The following is a 15,429-nucleotide window of genomic DNA, read 5'->3' as shown; positions in this document are numbered from 1 at the left end:
CTTAGACGGAGGGGGTTGTGGTTGCGGGCTCTAGCCTGTCCGCCAGCTCTTGCGCCAGCGCAAGATAGGCTTGCGCGCCGCGCGAGGCGCGATCGTAGACCAGGCCAGGCAAGCCGTGGCTGGGCGCTTCCGCCAGCCGCACATTGCGCGGTATCACGGTGTCGAACACCTTGGCGCCGAAATGGCGGGCCAGTTGCTCGGACACCTGCTGCGACAAATTATTGCGCGCGTCGAACATGGTGCGCAGCAGGCCCATGATCTCGATCTTGGGATTCACCGCCACTCGCACCTTGCGCAAGGTCGCCACCAGGTCGGACAGGCCTTCCAGCGCGTAGTATTCGCACACCATCGGGATCAGCACGCTGTGCGCCGCCACCAGCCCGTTCAGGGTCAGCAGGTTCAGCGAGGGCGGGCAGTCTATCAGCACGTAGTCGTACTGCTCCTCCACCGCCTGCAGCGCGTTCTTCAGCCGCGCCTCGCGCGCCAGCTCGTTGACCAGTTCCAGCTCCGCGCCGCCCAGATCGCGGTTGGCGGGCAGCACGTCGTAACCGCCCTCCTTCGCCGGCTGGCGCGCGTCTTCGATCGAAGCCTCGCCCAGCAGCACGTCGTAGCCGGACAGTTTCAGGGATTGCTTGGCGATGCCGCTACCCATGGTGGCATTGCCCTGCGGGTCGAGATCGACAATCAGCACGCGCCGGCCCAAGTCGGCCAGGCCCGCCGCCAGATTCACCACAGTCGTGGTCTTGCCGACCCCGCCCTTCTGGTTGGCGACCGCGATCACCCTTGAATTCATTGCGCACCCACCCCTTCCAGGCGCATTCTCACCAGGTGCCGTTCGGCATCCAGGCCCGGCACTGTCACCGGCAATACTTCGGAAACCACCGTACCCTGCGGCAACAAGGCGATTTCCTCGTAAGGATAGACACCCTTCATTGCTACATATTGACCGTGATCCGCCAGCAAGTGGCGGGTCAGCTTGACGAACTCGGCCAGCTCGGAAAACGCCCGGCTGGTGATGCGGTCGAACTTCTGTTCCGGCTGGTAGGCCTCCACCCGCTCGGTCATCACCTGCACATTGGGCAGGCCCAGTTCCACCACCACCTGACGCAGGAAGGTGGTTTTCTTATGGTTGGAATCCAGCAGCACCACTTGCAGATCCGGGCGGGCGATCGCCGCCGGAATGCCGGGCATGCCGCCGCCGGAGCCGACGTCCAGCAGGCGGCTGCCGCCGTCCAGATGCGGCACCAGGCTCAGGCTGTCCAGCAGATGGTAGCTGACCATGCGCTTTTCCTCGCGCACCGCGGTCAGGTTATAGGTCTGGTTCCACTTGGCCAGCAGCGCCAGATAGCGGTCCAGCAAATCGATTTGCGCGTCGCTCAGTTCCAGTTTCAGCTGCGACAGGCCTTGTTGTAGTTCTGCGTTATGTGTCATGCGGTTTTCGTTGCGTCGGCAAAGCCGCGTTTCAGGTGGACCATCAAAAGAGCAACCGCCGCCGGGGTAATGCCCTGGATGCGCGAAGCCTGCCCCAGGGTTTCCGGGCGTTGCTGGTTCAGTTTCTGCTGCACTTCCTTGGACAGGCCCTTGACCAGACCGTAGTCGATGTCGGCCGGCAGGCGCACGTCTTCAAGGTTGTCGCGGCGCGCCAGTTCTTCGTTCTGGCGGTTGATATAGCCTTGGTATTTGACCTGAATTTCCACCTGCTCGGCAACCGCCTCGTCCGCCACCGCGCCGCCGGCCTCCGGCAGCGTCATCAAATCGGCGTAGGCGACATTGGGCCGCTTCAGCAAATCGTACAGGCTGTATTCGCGCTCTATCGCCTTGCCCAGCAACGCTTGCAGCGCGGCGGCGTCGCTCAGGCGCGCCGGATGCAGCCAGGTGGCCTTCAGGCGGGCCTTCTCCGCCTCCACCGCGTCGCGCTTGCGGCAGAAGCTGTCCCATTGGGCATCGCCGATCAGGCCGTGTTGGCGGGCAATCTCGGTCAGGCGCAGGTCGGCGTTGTCTTCGCGCAACTGCAGGCGGAATTCGGCGCGGCTGGTGAACATGCGGTAAGGCTCGGCCACGCCCTTGGTGATCAGATCGTCCACCAATACGCCCAGATAGGCTTCATCGCGGCGCGGACACCAGCTAGCCTGGTCCCGAGCGAACAGGGCGGCGTTCATGCCGGCCAGCAGGCCCTGGGCGGCGGCTTCTTCATAGCCGGTGGTGCCGTTGATCTGGCCGGCGAAGAACAGACCCTGGATCGCCTTGGTCTCCAGCGAGGCCTTCAGGCCGCGCGGGTCGAAGTAGTCGTATTCGATCGCGTAGCCGGGCCGCAGGATGTGGGCGTTCTCCATGCCGCGGATCGAACGCACCGCCGCCAGTTGGATGTCGAAGGGCAGGCTGGTGGAAATCCCGTTAGGGTAGAACTCGTGCGTGGTCAGGCCTTCCGGCTCCAGGAAGACCTGGTGGCTGTCCTTGTCGGCGAAGCGGTTGATCTTGTCTTCGATCGACGGGCAGTAACGCGGGCCAACGCCTTCTATCACCCCGGTGAACATCGGGCTGCGGTCGAAGCCGGAGCGGATGATCTCGTGGGTGCGTTCATTGGTGTGAGTGATCCAGCACGGCAGTTGCTTGGGATGCAGCGCGCGGCTGCCGCGGTAGGAGAACACCGGCTCCGGCGTGTCACCCGGCTGCTCTTCCATCACCGAAAAATCGACGCTGCGGCCGTCGATGCGCGGCGGCGTGCCGGTTTTCAGCCGTCCCACCGGCAGGGCCAGTTCGCGCAAGCGCGCGCCCAGCGTGGACGCGGCCTGATCGCCGGCGCGGCCGCCGGTGTAGTTCTCCATGCCGACGTGGATCTTGCCGGACAGGAAGGTGCCGGCGGTCAACACCACGGTCTTGGCGCGGAAGGTGATGCCGATGGCGGTGATGGCCCCGGCGACGCGGTCGCCCTCTATCAGCAGATCGTCCACCGGCTGCTGAAACAGCGTCAGATTGGGCTGGTTCTCCAGCATCTCGCGGATCGCCGCCTTGTACAGGATGCGGTCGGCCTGGGCGCGGGTGGCGCGCACCGCCGGGCCCTTGGAGGCGTTGAGGGTGCGGAACTGGATGCCGCCGATGTCGGTGGCCAGCGCCATCGCGCCGCCCAGGGCATCCACTTCCTTGACCAGATGGCCCTTGCCGATGCCGCCGATCGACGGATTGCACGACATCTGACCCAAGGTCTCGATGTTGTGCGTCAAAAGAAGGGTGTCGCAGCCCATGCGCGCGGCCGCCAGCGCGGCCTCGGTGCCGGCATGGCCGCCGCCCACCACTATCACGTCGAAGTTTGTCGGATAAATCATGGCTTTGTCGGAAAGAGCAAATCGAACGGAAAAACGGCCTATTCTACGCCAAATCCTGAACCAGCGTAAGTCGTTGATTTCAATAAATCCAGCCGGTAACGACGGCGTCAAGCGCCGGTCACCCGATAGTCATATTAAAGACATCGCCGCGTCAAACAAGCTGCCTAGCATGGGACTCACCACAAAAGGGAGCAAAACATGCTGCTAAATGAACAGCTTGCCGTGAGCGCCAAACCGCGCCTAAGCGTGCGCGTGGCCAGTGAAGCGCGGGATATCCGCCGCGCGCAGAAGCTGCGCTTCGATGTGTTCGCCGGGGAAATGGGCGCGGAGCTCGGCTCCCGCGACCTGGGCATCGATTGCGACGAATACGACGAGTTGTGCGATCACCTGATCGTGGAAGACGCCGCCAGCGGCCTGGTGGTGGGCACTTACCGCATGCTGTCCCCGGCCATGGCGCGCCGCGCGCCCAGCCTGTATTCCGAACACGAATTCGATCTGACCCGGCTGGCCCACCTGCGCGCCGGCCTGATCGAAGTGGGCCGTTCCTGCGTGCACCGCGACTTCCGCTCCGGCGCGGTGATCGCCCTGCTCTGGTCCGGCCTCGCCGATTACGTGCAACAGCACGGCGGCCAATACCTGGCCGGCTGCGCCAGCGTCTCGCTGAGCGACGGCGGCCACCAGGCGGTCAGCCTCTACCGCCAATTGGAGGCCAAGCATCTGTCGCCGCCGGAATGGCGGGTGTTCCCCCACCTGCCGCTGCCGCTGGACCGGGTCCGCGACGACGCCCCCTCCGCGCCGCTGCCGGCGCTGATCAAGGGCTATCTGCGCGCCGGCGCCTATATCTGCGGCGAACCGGCCTGGGACCCGGACTTCAACTGCGCGGATTTCTTCATGCTGCTGCCAATGGGCCGGCTGAGCAGCCGCTACAACAAGCACTTCGTCGGCTAGCCGCCGCAGATCGCGCCCCTGGCCGGATGCTACAATCCGGCCATGAGCTACACCTTCGACACGGTGGGCGTGATCCGCTCGCCCTACCGCGAAAAATTCGGCATCCCGCGCCAGCCCTCGCTGGTCAACGCCGCCCGCATCACGCTGGAGCTGCTGCCGCCCTACGACCACCCCGACATGGTGCGCGGGCTGGACGCGTTTTCCCACGTCTGGATCAGCTTCGTGTTCCATCAAACCGCCGAGCGCGGCTGGCAGCCGCTGGTGCGGCCGCCGCGGCTGGGCGGCAACGCCAAGGTCGGCGTGTTCGCCAGCCGCGCCACCCATCGCCCCAATCCGCTGGGCCTGTCCCTGGTGCGGCTGCTGCGCGTGGACACCCAGCCCAAGGTGGTGCTGACGCTGGAGGGCGCCGATCTGCTGGACGGCACCCCGGTGCTGGACATCAAGCCCTATATTCCCTTCGTCGAAGCCCGGCCGGAAGCCCGCGGCGGCTTTGTCGACGGCCCGCCGCCGCAATTGAGCGTGGGCTGGGACCCCGCCGCGCGCGCGCAGCTGGCCGCCGAAGCCGGCCTGCCCGGCGATTTCGCCGCGCTGGTGGAACAGGTGCTGGCCCAGGACCCGCGCCCGGCCTATCAAGACGACCCGCAGCGGGTCTACGGCGTGGCGCTGCACCACTGGAATGTGCGTTTCCGCGTGGAAAAAAACCATGCGCAAGTCATTGAAATTCAGCCGTTGACCCCGAACTAATCTTTTGCGCCCCAGTCATACCGGGGCGATACCAACCACTCAGGAAAAAAGCAAATATGACCACCCGCGCGAAGACGATCATGCTCGCCTTCACCATGGTTTCCATGTTGGCCGCTCCGTTCGCGGAAGCGGCCCGCCTAGGTAAAGGCAAGAGCGCCGGCATGCAGCGCTCGGCCCCCACCCGTTCTTACCAACAACAAGCGCCGGCGCGCCCGGTTGCGCCGCCCGCGCAAGCGCCCGCTCCGGTTCAAGCTCAACCCAAGTCCGGCCCGGGCATCGGCACCGCCGTAGCCGCAGGCGCCGCGGGCGCGGCCGCCGGCTATATGCTGGGCTCCGCCATGAGCGACAAAGGCGGCCAGCAACAAGCGCCGGCCGCGGCCAACGGCAACGCCGATCCGGCGCTGGCGGCGCAAGCCCAAAGTCAGCAGCCGCAGAAGAGCGGCGGCATGCCCTGGGGCACGCTGGCCCTGCTGGGCCTGGTGCTGGCAGGCGGCTACATGTTCTTCCGCCGCAAGGCCGGCGCGGCGCGTCCGGCCATGGCTGCGCCGCAAGCAGCGGGCATGCCGCAGAATATGGGCGGCTATCAAGAACCGGCCCGTTTCGACTCCATCCCGAAAATCGGCTCCGGCCTGGGCGGCGCGCAAGCCGGCTTTGGCGGCGGCGCGATCAGCGAGGCGCCTGCGCGCCTGCCGGACGGCACCGAGACCCCGCACTTCCTGCGTCAGGCCAAGGCCACCTTCTTGCACCTGCAAAACCTGAACAGCACGGAAAGCCTGGAAGAAGTGCGCAAGTACATGACGCCGGATCTGTTCAACGCGCTGCGCGAAGACATCGCCGCCAATACCGAAGTGGCCGATTTCCCGCAACTGGACTGCCAGCTGTCCGAAGCCAGCATGGAAGGCGGCCGCTACATCGCCAGCGTGCGCTTCTCCGGCACGGTCAGCGAGGCCGTGGGCGCGTCGGCGGAGCCGTTCTCCGAATACTGGCACTACATCAAGGACGACAGCACCAACGGCAAGTGGTTGGTGGCGGGCATCCAACAGTAGCAAGCTTCTTAACATCTTTATCCAAACGGGCCGCATGGCCCGTTTTTTATTTTTAATGGCGATGCACTAAACTGGAATGCCGATTGCTTCAGGCAAAAAAACAATACCGGCCGTAGAGTCCGCGCCACGGAGGGCAGCTATTCCATGAAAGAATTCGAGCATGCCGGCTTGAAACTCGGCAGTCACTTCCAGCCTATCTACAGTCTGGCGCATCGCCGCACGATAGGCATGGAAGCTTTGCTGCGCGCCAGACAGGACACGTCCCCGCTGACGCCGGCGGAGGCTTTTTATTCCGTCGTCTCGCCCGAACGCCGCCACCAGCTGGATCTGGCGGTGAGCGAAGCCCATGCCGTCCGTTTCAGCCAGATGCAAAGCGATCATCCCTGCTGGCTGTTTCTCAATATCGACGCCGCGTCCTTGTCGCGGCCGGAACGCGCGATGGCGCTGGCCAACGGCATCAAGGCCGCCGGGCTGGACCCCAGCCAGGTGGTGCTGGAAGTGCTGGAACATGTGCTGGAAGTGGACGAGGCCTTGATCGAAGGCGTCAATGTGCTGAAAAGCAGCGGCTTCCTGATCGCCATCGATGACTTCGGCGTCGGCCATTCCAATCTGGACCGCGTCTGCCAGCTGGAGCCGGACCTGGTCAAATTCGACCGCCACCTGCTGCGCGCCGCCGTCCACCAGCCGCGCACCCGCAACCTGCTGGCCAAGCTGGTGCGGCTGATGCACGAAATTGGTGCCTTGGTGGTGGAGGAAGGGATAGAAACCGATCAGGACGTGCTGATCGCGCTGGAATCGGGCTGCGATTTGGTGCAAGGCTATTTCGTCGCCCACCCCAGCGATCAGCCGGATCAGGACCACGTCATCACGCCGCGCATCGACGAACGCTGGGACGAGCTGATGGCGCGCGAGCTGCTCAAGCGCAAACTGACGCGACGCCAGATCGAGCTGGCGCGGCAATCCTTCGTGCAAAGCGCCATCTCGCTGATGCAGGGCACGCCGTTCGATCTGGCCGCCAAGCCCATGCTGGCGCTGCCCGACGTGGTGCGTTGCTTCCTGCTGGACAGCGCCGGACGCCAGATCGGCCGCAACCTGAACAGCCGCCAGCCGCGGGCCGCCGCCAATCCCAAGTTCGCGCCGCTGGTGGACACCACCGGCGCGGTCTGGTCGCGGCGCAGCTACTTTCAACACGCGGTGGATCAGCCCGGCGTGCTGTATATGAGCGAGCCTTATCTGTCCATGACCGACACCCGCTCCTGCGTCACCATCTCGATGGCGATAGAAATCGACGAGATCATGCACGTGCTGTGCGCCGACGTGCTGATTCCCCAGCACTGACGCCAGCCGCGCGCCAGGATCAGCGAAACTTCAGGATGTCCTCGGCCGCGGGCTGCGGCGTGTAGGCGGCCTTCAAGGATTCGTCCTCCTCGCCGGCCTCCGGCGCGGCGCCCGGCTTGGGCGACATCTTGATCCGGGCCACTTCCGCCTTCATCGCGGCGCTGGCGCTGGATTGCAGCAATTCGCCGCGCAGTTTGGCCAGCGCCGTTTCCGCCGCCTGGCCGTCGGCGGCGCTCAGGCGCAACTCGTTCTGAGACCGCAACAACAGGCTTTTCGCCTCGGACAGCTCCCGCTCCAGTTCGCCAACCCGGACCTCGGCCTTGTCCATCCGCTCCCGAAACGCCTCCGCCTGCGGCTGCGCCACCGCCAGGTCCTGCGCCTGCTGCGCGGTCAAGGCCAGGGAGGCCGACAACTGGCGGCGCGTGGCGTCCAGCTCCGCCGCCTGGCGTTCGAAAGCGCCGGCGAGTTCGGCGCGCAGATGATCCAGTTCGGCCCGCTCGCGCTCCCAGGCCGCCTGGGCGGCGCTCAGGCTGTCGTTGGCCAGCGCCTTGGCCTGGGTCCAGATCGCCTCCAGCGCGGCCATCCCCGCCTGGCTGACGCCTTCCGGCACCTCGCCGTCCAGGGCCGCCGCCGTCGCCGGCTGCACCCGTCGCCAGTCTTTCAGCACCACGCTGGCGGCGTCCATGTCCACCCCCGCCAGCTGGCGGACCTGGTCGACGGCAGGGTGCCGCTGGCGGCCGGACTTCTCGTATAGTTCCGTCGCCGCCGCGATGATGCGCTCCCGCGCCTCCGCCGATATCTTGCCCGCCTGGTTCATAAAGCCGCGTCCTCGCCCATCTTTGCCAACTGCGTTGCCGGTACCGCCCGGCCAAAACCGGGCGTCAGAAATTGCGCCGAAACGCGAGGTTTCGGCAGCAAGGCAGATTGCAGCAGAAGCGCCGGCGAGCGGACATAGGATTTTTCCTAAAAAACCCAGGAATTCTCCGCCGCCCCGCCGCCGAACAATGAAAAAGCCCGGCCTAAGCCGGGCGTGTGATCGCGGGACATCCGCCTTACTGCGCGATGTCGTTGATGTATTCGAACAAGGTCACCACTTTCTGCACGCCGGAGGTCTCGCTGACCACCTTGGCCGCCGCCGCGCCTTCCGCCTGGGTCACCATGCCCAGCATGTAGACCACGCCGCGCTCGGTCACCACTTTGACGTTGTTCGGGTTATAGCCCTTGCCGTCCAGCAGGCGGGTGCGCGCCTTGCTGGTCACCCAGGTGTCGCTGCTGCGCTCGGAGAAGCCGGACGCCGGCGCCACCACGGTGTAGTTGAACACGCGGCGCACATTGGGGATGCCGCGCGCGGTCAGCTCCGCCTGCTGGCGCGCCTGCTCGCTGGGCACTTCGCCGGTCAGCAACACCGCGCGGTTGAAGCTGGTGGTGTTGACGTGGGCAGACGGCAACAGCTTGCCGATCTGGTCGGCGGCTTTCAATTCTATGCCCTGGTCGTCCACATAGGCGCCGCTGGTGCGGCGATCCGTGGCCACCAAGGCGCCGCCGGCCGCGCCCGCCGCCACAACGCCGAAACAACCGCTCAGAGCGCTGCTGAAGCCAGCAGCCAGCAATACCGCGAATACGCGACGCTTCATCATTCACCTCCCAACAACATGTAATCGATGGTGTCGCACAGGGCGTGGACCATCAGGGTGTGCACTTCCTGAATCCGGCAACGACGCAGCGCCGGCACAATCAGCTGTATGTCTTCCGGCGACAGGATTTCGGCCACCTTGCCGCCGTCCATGCCGGTCAGGGCGATCACGCTCATGCCGCGCTCATGCGCCGCGTAGATGGCCTCGATCACATTGGCGGCGTTGCCGGACGCGGAAATCGCCAGCAGCAGGTCGTTGGTGTGGCCCAAGGCCCTGACCTGTTTGGAAAACACCATGTCGAAATCGTAATCGTTGCCGATCGCGCTCAGGACCGAGCTGTCGGTGGCCAATGAAATCGCCGCCAGGCCCGGGCGTTCCTTCTCGAAGCGCCCGACCATTTCCGCGGCGAAGTTCTGCGCGTCCGCCGCCGAACCGCCGTTGCCGCAAGTCAGAATCTTGCCTTCGTTCATCAGGCAAGCCACCATCTGTTCCGCCGCCGCGGCTATCGCCGGCGACAACAACTCCATCGCCTCTTGCTTGACGGCGATGCTTTCCAGGAAATGCCCGCTGACGCGGTCAATCAAATCCATGGGACATCCTTATCTTTTAGGGTCGGTCGACCCATCGCACTACATGAAAATATTCTGCAACCACTGCGGCTCCGCCTCGCCCACGGTCAATACCGCGTCAAAACGGCATGGCGCGTCTATTCCCTTTTGGGACAGATAGACCTCGGCGGCCAGCATGAGTTTCCTTTGCTTGGCCGCCCCTATGCTGGCGGCCGCGCCGCCGAAGGCCGCGCTGGCGCGATGGCGCACCTCGATAAACACCCAGTAGCGCCCATCGCGCATGATCAGATCGATTTCGCCGCCGCGGCAGGACCAGTTGCGCTCCACCAGCGTCAGGCCCCGCCTCAGCAGCCAGGCCAGCGCCTTGTCCTCGGCAAGCCGGCCTTGAAGATTCACTACGGCTGCTCCACGCTCAGCACCGCCATCGGCAGCTGGCGCTCGAACAGGCGGTCGCGCCCCAGCCTCAAATCGCCGGTGACGCCGTCCAGCCTCAGGCCCAGCGGCTGCCGCGCGCCCGCCAGCAGCACCGCCAGCCGCCAGGCGTCCACGCCCAGCGCGTACAGGCGCTCGGTCTGCATCGTCAACGCCGCCGCCGGCCGCGGATAGCGTTTCACCGCCGGATGCTCCGGCATCAGGAACCAGGGCATGTCTATCACCCTCACCCCGGCCAGCGCCACCGCGCTGCCGCGGCCGTTGAGCTGGGAGGTGCCGTACACCGGCAGTTCCGGCGCCAGCGCGGCCTTGACGATGCCGGCCTCGTGCGCGTCCAGCGCCATGAACACGGCGTCGGCGCCGGCCGCCGCCTGCAGAATCGCCGGCAGGCTGTCCGGCTTGGCTTCCAGCGCCATCGGGGATTTGCCGCGGCTCAGGCTTCGCCATTCGTCGATGAAGGCCTGGCGCAGCCGCTGCGACAGGCTGTCCGCGCCGAACAGCAGCAAGGGGTTGGCGCGGCCGTCTTCGTACATCAGGCGCGCCACCTGGCGCGCCTCGCCCTCGACGATCAGCGACAGCGAGAACAGCTTGGGATTGGCCGGCACTTCGCGGCCTATCGAGTTCAAAGCCAGCGTAGGCACCGTGACCGCGGGCGCCACCGCGGCGATGGCCCCGCGCGACAGCGGGCCGATCACCACATTGACCCCGCTGGCCAAGGCCTGTTTGTAGCCGGCCACGGCGGTGTCCTCGGACGCCTCTATGGGCACCAGCTCGGCGTTCTGATCCACGCGCGCCGCCGCCTCCACGCCGCTGCGCACCACCGCGGCGGCCTCGCCCAGGGTGGCGGAGCCGGTGGGCAGCAGCAGGCCGACGCGCAGGCGGCCGCCGGCCGGCTGCGGTTTCGCCGCCGTCGCGCTGGCGTCCCGCGGCGCGGTCGCCGGCACGGCCGGTTTCGGCGCCTGCTGGCCCAACAACTTGAGCGGCGCGGTATTGCTTTGGATGATATAGTCCGGGGTTTGCGCCATTGTCGGCGTCAACCAAGTCATCAAGACGCCAACCAACAGCGGAGTCAGTCTTTGCATACTTCGTTCGCTCATCTGCTTGAATCAGCCAGGGAAAGTTTCTGTCGCGGCACATTATATGTGGTGGCCACGCCCATTGGAAATCTGGCCGACATCAGCGCCCGCGCCTTGGCCGCTTTCAGCGCCGCCGACGTGGTCTGCGCCGAGGATACCCGCGTGACCGGACAGCTGCTGTCCGCCTACGGCATTCACGCCAAACGCCTGGTCAGCCTGCGCGAGCACAATGAGCGCGGCATGTCGGAACAAGTGGTGCGCTGGCTGTCCGAAGACCATATCGTGGTGCAGGTGTCCGACGCCGGCACGCCGGCGGTGTCCGATCCCGGCGCGCGGCTGGCGGAGGCGGTGCGCGCCGCCGGCCTGCCGGTGCGGCCGGTGCCCGGCTCCAGCGCGGTGATCGCCGCCTTGTCCGCCAGCGGCCTGACCGCGCCGTCCTTCCTGTTCCACGGCTTCTTGCCGCCCAAGAGCGGCGAGCGCCGCAAGACGCTGCGCCAATGGCTGTCCGCGCCGCATCTGACCGTGTGCTACGAGGCGCCGCACCGCATCGTCGACACCTTGCGCGACATCGTCGCGGAGCTGGGCGCGGAGCGCCGGCTGCTGCTGGCGCGCGAGTTGACCAAGACTTTCGAAACCTTCCGCAATCTGCCGGCCCAGGACATGCTGGAGTGGGTGGAGTCCGACTCCAATCAGCAGCGCGGCGAGATCGTGCTGATTCTGGACGCCGCGCCGGCGCGCGAGGACGCCGACGACGCGGTGCCGGAAGACACCGTGCGCGTGCTCAAGCTGCTGGCGGCGGAATTGCCCACCAAGCAGGCGGCGTCGCTGACCGCGCAGATCTGCGACGGCAACCGCAAACAGCTCTACGACTTGGCGCTTAAATTGAAGCAGGAGTGAACCGCGGCCAAGCGCCGGGGAAAAAAGGATTTACAAAGCGATTTGCTATCGCTATTATTCTCCTTCTCGGAATGCCGAAGACGCCCGGATGGCGAAATTGGTAGACGCAGGGGATTCAAAATCCCCCGCCGCAAGGTGTGTCGGTTCGAGTCCGACTCTGGGCACCAGCGATTTTGGCAGGCCGAAACATCAAAAACCCCGCACAGCGCGAGCTCTGCGGGTTTTTTGTTGTCTCAAGCAGCCGTTCTTATTCCGGCAGGCGCACCGCCGACAGTTTCCAGCCCAACCAGCCGTCGCGCTTGAACACCAGACCCAGCGACTGTTCGGCTTTGTCTTTCTGCTTGACCGTCACCACGAAACGATCGATGTCTTCATAGCCCATGGCCGTGTCGACGCCGGCGCGCGGCTCCGTCGACGCTGCGCCGTCTCCGCCGGCCGCCGGCTCATCCGCGCCGCCTTGCGGCAGGCCCGGCTTGGGCTTGATCCCTCGCATCATCAAAGCCAGGCTTTCCGGCGTCACCATGGCGTCCACCACCGGGGCGACCACCGCGTCGGCAATGGCCGCGCCCATCGCCGCCAGCGGGTTCTTGTCCTTGGATTGGTTCAGGTCCAGCACCGATTTGGGCACGACGGACTCTTTCAGGCTGTTGCGCAAGGCCGGGTAGTCCACATAGCCGGACAGTTTGGCCGCGTCGCGCGCGTCCAAGGCCTGCTGCATGCCCCGCACCGCCAAATACGGCGTCGCGTAGAACCACGCCCCCAGGGCCACGACCGCCGCGCCCAGCGTCAACTTCATTTTCATGCTCATGTTTATCCCCCTGAATCAAGCGGCCGCCTCATGCGGCTCATAAAGTCTACAGACCGCCGGCCGGCGCGCAGATTCCCGCCGGCCGCGGCAAAAAACGCGCGGCCGGCGGCTCAGAGCCTGTTCAACGTCTCGCGAGCCAGAGCGAGACAAGGCGAAAACGAGCAAAAAAGCGGAATGTACGAGGGGTACATGAGCATTTTGAGCTTGTACTCGCCGTGCAACGCTCCACGAAGCACAGCGGACTCTGAACAGGTTCTCAGAAGCGCGCTTCCATCCCCATCCGTATGGTCCGCCCCGGTATCGGCATGCTGATCACGGAACCGGTGTCCACCGCATAGCGGTTGGTCAGGTTGTCCACATTGAAATTCAGATTGACCTGCTTGTTCAGCCGGTACTCGATGAACAGGTCCACCAGCCGCTCGGACGCCAGTTCCAGCACCGGCTGCGCGCCGGTGCCTTTCAGCCACCCGGCCGGATTGGTCTTGCCGGCATGGTATTTCAGGCGGCCGCCCACGGTCAGGTCGCCGTTCAGCCAATGCTTGCCGGCGGAAATCACGTACACGCTCTTGGGCGGGATGCGGGTCGGAATCAGGCTCCAGGCGAAGCCGTTCTGATTGCACACCGCGGCGTCGCGCCGGCTCGCCTGGTTCACCGAGCACACTTCCGGGTCCAGGTAGCGCGTGGCGGCGGCCTCCACGAAGAAGGACGGGCTGTGGTAGTCCACGCCGAACTCGAAGCCGCGCAGCTCCACCTTGTCGTAGTTGAGGAAGGTCAGATTGCCCTGCCACGACGGCATGCCCGGCGTCCGGTCCAGCCAGGCGCTGGAAATATAATCCGCCACCTTGTTGTTGAAATAAGCGGCCTTGAAGCCGATGCGTTCCTGATCGCGGAACACATCCTGGAAGCTCGCCTTCAAGCCCAGTTCCAGGTTCAGCGAACGTTCCGGCCGCAAGGGATTGTACGGGTTGTAGCTGAACACCTCGGAGGAGGTGGTGGTTTCATACAGGCTGGGAGTGCGATAGGCGCGGCCGCCCTTGGCGTAGACATCCAGCCACTTGGCCAGGTGCACGTCGACCTGGCCGGTCAAATCCAGCTTGGGCGCGTAATCCGCTTCCAGATTGGTCGCATAGTCGCGCGTGGTCGAACCATGCAGATTCGCGCCCAGGGAGAAGCTGGCCCAGCGATAGGACAGCACGGCGTTGCCGAACAGGCTGCGCTCGTTGCGCACGCCGTTGCGCGAGGCGACCAGCGTCCGCGGCTGCTCGGTGTAGCGGCTGGTGGGCTGGGTGCGCTCCTGCTGGAAGGCCAGGCCGTAGCTCAGGCTCAAGGGCAGCGCCTCCAGTTCCGAGCGGTTGAGCAAATTGAAGCCATGGCGCTTGTTGTTGTAGGCATGCATGTACTGATCGCCGTAGGACGCGCCGGGACGGCCGGCCCACAAGCCGTTGTGCTGGTCCAGATCCGCCTCGGTGGCCCACAGGCCCAGGTTCAGGTCGATCAGCTTGTTGTCGCTGGGCGTATAGCTGTAGTTGGCGCTGTAGGCGTGCACGACGGCGCTGCCCAGCGCCCATTGCGGCATGGACTCCACGCCCGGCGGCAGTTCCTGGAAGTTCTTGTCGTTGGAGTTCTTGTACCAGTAGGCGGCCAGCAGTTCGCCGGCCTGCTGGCGGTGGCGGCGGAAGATCAGCTTCAGTCGCTGCGCGTCGTTCAGCGCGAAGCCCAGCTTGGCCAGCAGCGAATCGCTTTCGTAACTGGTGTTCACCACTTCCTGGCCGCGCGACACCACCGCCTCCGGGTAGCCGTCGAAACCGTGGCTGCCGGCGAAGTAATTGCCGGTGCGCCGCTTGCTGTAGGCCAGCAAGGCGTCCAGGCCGGGCTGCCGATAGGCCAGCGCCAGCGTGGCCGAGCCGTTGTTGAAGGTGCGCGGGCTGAGGCCGTTGTTGAGCTGGTAATACACCTGGTCGCGCTCATCGTCCGGCACCCGGGGCGTCTTGTTGTTGTTGTACACGCTGCCCTTCAGCAGCACGCCGAAATCCTTGCCGGGGCGCAGCACGTCCTCGACGCCCAAGGTGCGCATCTGCACCAGGCCTCCGATCGCGCCGCTGGAGAAGGCGCCGTTGCTGGCGCCCTCCTCCACGCTGACCTTGCTGATCAGGTCCGAATCGATATAGGTGCGGTCGCTGGTGCCCTGGTAGCCGCGGGCGGTGTGGGTGGATTGCAGGCTGCCGTCTATCAAGACCGGCACCCGGCCTTCGCCTTGCAGGCCGCGGATGCCCAGATCGATGGCGCCGGCTTCGTTGCGGATATTGTTGACCTGCACGCTGGGCAGGCCGGAGAAGATGTCGGCGTTGCCGGTGCCGCGCGCGCGGCGCAATTGCTCCGCGTCCAGCACCTCGCCATGCGAGAGCGCGGCTTTGCGCTCGGCGTTGACGTGGACGGTTTCCATTTGCGGCGCGGGTTCGGCGGCCAGCAGGGTTTGCGGATGGGCTGCCAACAATAACAGGCAGGCGGAAAGGCTCCGGTATTTCATGGCGTGGGTGGGGTGGGGTTCAGGAGCGCCGAAGTTAATGCTAATGATTCTCATTAACAATGGTAATTATACCAATCCCTCTCCGCG

At 65.4% G+C, this 15,429-nt stretch carries 15 protein-coding genes and 1 tRNA gene; 6 read left to right on the top strand and 10 right to left on the bottom strand.

Annotation, left to right across the window (positions count from 1 at the left end; translation table 11 throughout):
- Position 1: 1 nt before the first annotated feature.
- From NK214_RS05510 to mnmG, 3 genes are read right to left on the bottom strand one after another with little or no spacing between them, the layout of a single operon-like run.
- Positions 2–793 (bottom strand): ParA family protein, encoded by a 792-nt coding sequence (locus NK214_RS05510; protein WP_107800958.1) that lies wholly within the window; start codon positions 791–793, stop codon positions 2–4.
- Entirely contained in the window at positions 790–1,431 is a 642-nt protein-coding gene (rsmG, locus tag NK214_RS05505; RefSeq protein ID WP_048410014.1) for a 16S rRNA (guanine(527)-N(7))-methyltransferase RsmG, read from the bottom strand. The genes NK214_RS05510 and rsmG overlap by 4 nt, the downstream gene beginning before the upstream one ends.
- Complete coding sequence (gene mnmG, locus NK214_RS05500; RefSeq protein WP_227105522.1) at positions 1,428–3,323, bottom strand: tRNA uridine-5-carboxymethylaminomethyl(34) synthesis enzyme MnmG; 1,896 nt, start codon at positions 3,321–3,323, stop codon at positions 1,428–1,430. Before mnmG ends, rsmG begins: the two co-directional genes overlap by 4 nt.
- A 198-nt stretch (positions 3,324–3,521) precedes the next feature.
- On the opposite strand from mnmG, the gene NK214_RS05495 reads away from it, so the two are divergent.
- The 4 genes from NK214_RS05495 to NK214_RS05480 all read left to right on the top strand — a co-directional run bounded on the left by NK214_RS05495 (position 3,522) and on the right by NK214_RS05480 (position 7,399).
- Positions 3,522–4,271, top strand: a complete 750-nt coding sequence (locus NK214_RS05495; protein WP_107800960.1) for a GNAT family N-acetyltransferase — start codon at positions 3,522–3,524, stop codon at positions 4,269–4,271.
- Positions 4,272–4,313: 42 nt separating this feature from the next.
- Positions 4,314–5,015: a tRNA (N6-threonylcarbamoyladenosine(37)-N6)-methyltransferase TrmO gene (gene tsaA / locus NK214_RS05490; RefSeq protein ID WP_227105524.1), complete on the top strand. Its 702-nt coding sequence runs from the start codon at positions 4,314–4,316 to the stop codon at positions 5,013–5,015.
- Positions 5,016–5,071: 56 nt separating this feature from the next.
- Positions 5,072–6,061 carry a Tim44 domain-containing protein gene (locus NK214_RS05485; protein WP_253313910.1) on the top strand — a complete coding sequence of 330 codons (990 nt, stop codon included), beginning with the start codon at positions 5,072–5,074 and terminating at the stop codon, positions 6,059–6,061.
- Positions 6,062–6,205: 144 nt separating this feature from the next.
- Positions 6,206–7,399, top strand: coding sequence for an EAL domain-containing protein (locus tag NK214_RS05480; protein ID WP_107800963.1), 1,194 nt, complete (start codon positions 6,206–6,208; stop codon positions 7,397–7,399).
- Positions 7,400–7,418: 19 nt separating this feature from the next.
- Here the strand turns inward: NK214_RS05480 and NK214_RS05475 are convergent, their stop codons facing one another.
- From NK214_RS05475 to NK214_RS05455, 5 genes are all read right to left on the bottom strand, one after another.
- A complete protein-coding gene (locus NK214_RS05475; RefSeq protein WP_227105526.1) occupies positions 7,419–8,216 on the bottom strand; it encodes a DNA-binding protein in 798 nt (265 codons plus the stop codon).
- A 235-nt stretch (positions 8,217–8,451) separates the two neighbouring features.
- Entirely contained in the window at positions 8,452–9,033 is a 582-nt protein-coding gene (locus tag NK214_RS05470; RefSeq protein WP_227105528.1) for a BON domain-containing protein, read from the bottom strand.
- A complete protein-coding gene (locus NK214_RS05465; RefSeq protein ID WP_107800966.1) occupies positions 9,033–9,623 on the bottom strand; it encodes a phosphoheptose isomerase in 591 nt (196 codons plus the stop codon). Before NK214_RS05465 ends, NK214_RS05470 begins: the two co-directional genes overlap by 1 nt.
- A 39-nt stretch (positions 9,624–9,662) precedes the next feature.
- The gene (locus NK214_RS05460; protein WP_107800967.1) at positions 9,663–9,998 is read right to left on the bottom strand and encodes a YraN family protein; all 336 of its coding nucleotides are present in this window, start codon (positions 9,996–9,998) and stop codon (positions 9,663–9,665) included.
- Complete coding sequence (locus NK214_RS05455; RefSeq protein ID WP_253313909.1) at positions 9,998–11,116, bottom strand: penicillin-binding protein activator; 1,119 nt, start codon at positions 11,114–11,116, stop codon at positions 9,998–10,000. The genes NK214_RS05460 and NK214_RS05455 overlap by 1 nt, the downstream gene beginning before the upstream one ends.
- On the opposite strand from NK214_RS05455, the gene rsmI reads away from it, so the two are divergent.
- Both rsmI and NK214_RS05445 read left to right on the top strand, forming a co-directional pair.
- Positions 11,111–12,007, top strand: a complete 897-nt coding sequence (gene rsmI, locus NK214_RS05450; protein ID WP_371926188.1) for a 16S rRNA (cytidine(1402)-2'-O)-methyltransferase — start codon at positions 11,111–11,113, stop codon at positions 12,005–12,007. The two genes, NK214_RS05455 and rsmI, sit on opposite strands and share 6 nt — an antisense overlap.
- A gap of 82 nt (positions 12,008–12,089) precedes the next feature.
- Positions 12,090–12,174, top strand: a tRNA-Leu gene (locus NK214_RS05445).
- 80 nt (positions 12,175–12,254) lie between these two features.
- On the opposite strand, the gene NK214_RS05440 is transcribed toward NK214_RS05445, so the two are convergent.
- Both NK214_RS05440 and NK214_RS05435 read right to left on the bottom strand, forming a co-directional pair.
- Positions 12,255–12,815, bottom strand: a complete 561-nt coding sequence (locus NK214_RS05440; RefSeq protein ID WP_235085917.1) for a DUF2939 domain-containing protein — start codon at positions 12,813–12,815, stop codon at positions 12,255–12,257.
- A 256-nt stretch (positions 12,816–13,071) separates the two neighbouring features.
- Complete coding sequence (locus NK214_RS05435) at positions 13,072–15,396, bottom strand: TonB-dependent receptor domain-containing protein (RefSeq protein WP_253313908.1); 2,325 nt, start codon at positions 15,394–15,396, stop codon at positions 13,072–13,074.
- Positions 15,397–15,429: the final 33 nt, after the last annotated feature.

Origin of the sequence: Chromobacterium sp. S0633, assembly GCF_024158805.1 — a bacterium.
Classification (GTDB): domain Bacteria; phylum Pseudomonadota; class Gammaproteobacteria; order Burkholderiales; family Chromobacteriaceae; genus Chromobacterium.
Note: the sequence above shows the minus strand (reverse complement) of the source record. Positions and strands in the feature narration are given on the sequence as shown.

Bases quoted from the DNA above. Each gene is read 5' to 3' on its own strand.
- mnmG (WP_227105522.1), bottom strand. From the start codon at position 3,323: ATGATTTATCCGACAAACTTCGACGTGATAGTGGTGGGCGGCGGCCAT.
- NK214_RS05475 (WP_227105526.1), bottom strand. From the start codon at position 8,216: ATGAACCAGGCGGGCAAGATATCGGCGGAGGCGCGGGAGCGCATCATC.
- NK214_RS05440 (WP_235085917.1), bottom strand. From the start codon at position 12,815: ATGAGCATGAAAATGAAGTTGACGCTGGGCGCGGCGGTCGTGGCCCTG.
- NK214_RS05455 (WP_253313909.1), bottom strand. From the start codon at position 11,116: ATGCAAAGACTGACTCCGCTGTTGGTTGGCGTCTTGATGACTTGGTTG.
- NK214_RS05470 (WP_227105528.1), bottom strand. From the start codon at position 9,033: ATGAAGCGTCGCGTATTCGCGGTATTGCTGGCTGCTGGCTTCAGCAGC.
- NK214_RS05510 (WP_107800958.1), bottom strand. From the start codon at position 793: ATGAATTCAAGGGTGATCGCGGTCGCCAACCAGAAGGGCGGGGTCGGC.
- NK214_RS05435 (WP_253313908.1), bottom strand. From the start codon at position 15,396: ATGAGAATCATTAGCATTAACTTCGGCGCTCCTGAACCCCACCCCACC.
- NK214_RS05465 (WP_107800966.1), bottom strand. From the start codon at position 9,623: ATGGATTTGATTGACCGCGTCAGCGGGCATTTCCTGGAAAGCATCGCC.
- rsmG (WP_048410014.1), bottom strand. From the start codon at position 1,431: ATGACACATAACGCAGAACTACAACAAGGCCTGTCGCAGCTGAAACTG.
- NK214_RS05480 (WP_107800963.1), top strand. From the start codon at position 6,206: ATGAAAGAATTCGAGCATGCCGGCTTGAAACTCGGCAGTCACTTCCAG.
- tsaA (WP_227105524.1), top strand. From the start codon at position 4,314: ATGAGCTACACCTTCGACACGGTGGGCGTGATCCGCTCGCCCTACCGC.
- NK214_RS05495 (WP_107800960.1), top strand. From the start codon at position 3,522: ATGCTGCTAAATGAACAGCTTGCCGTGAGCGCCAAACCGCGCCTAAGC.
- NK214_RS05485 (WP_253313910.1), top strand. From the start codon at position 5,072: ATGACCACCCGCGCGAAGACGATCATGCTCGCCTTCACCATGGTTTCC.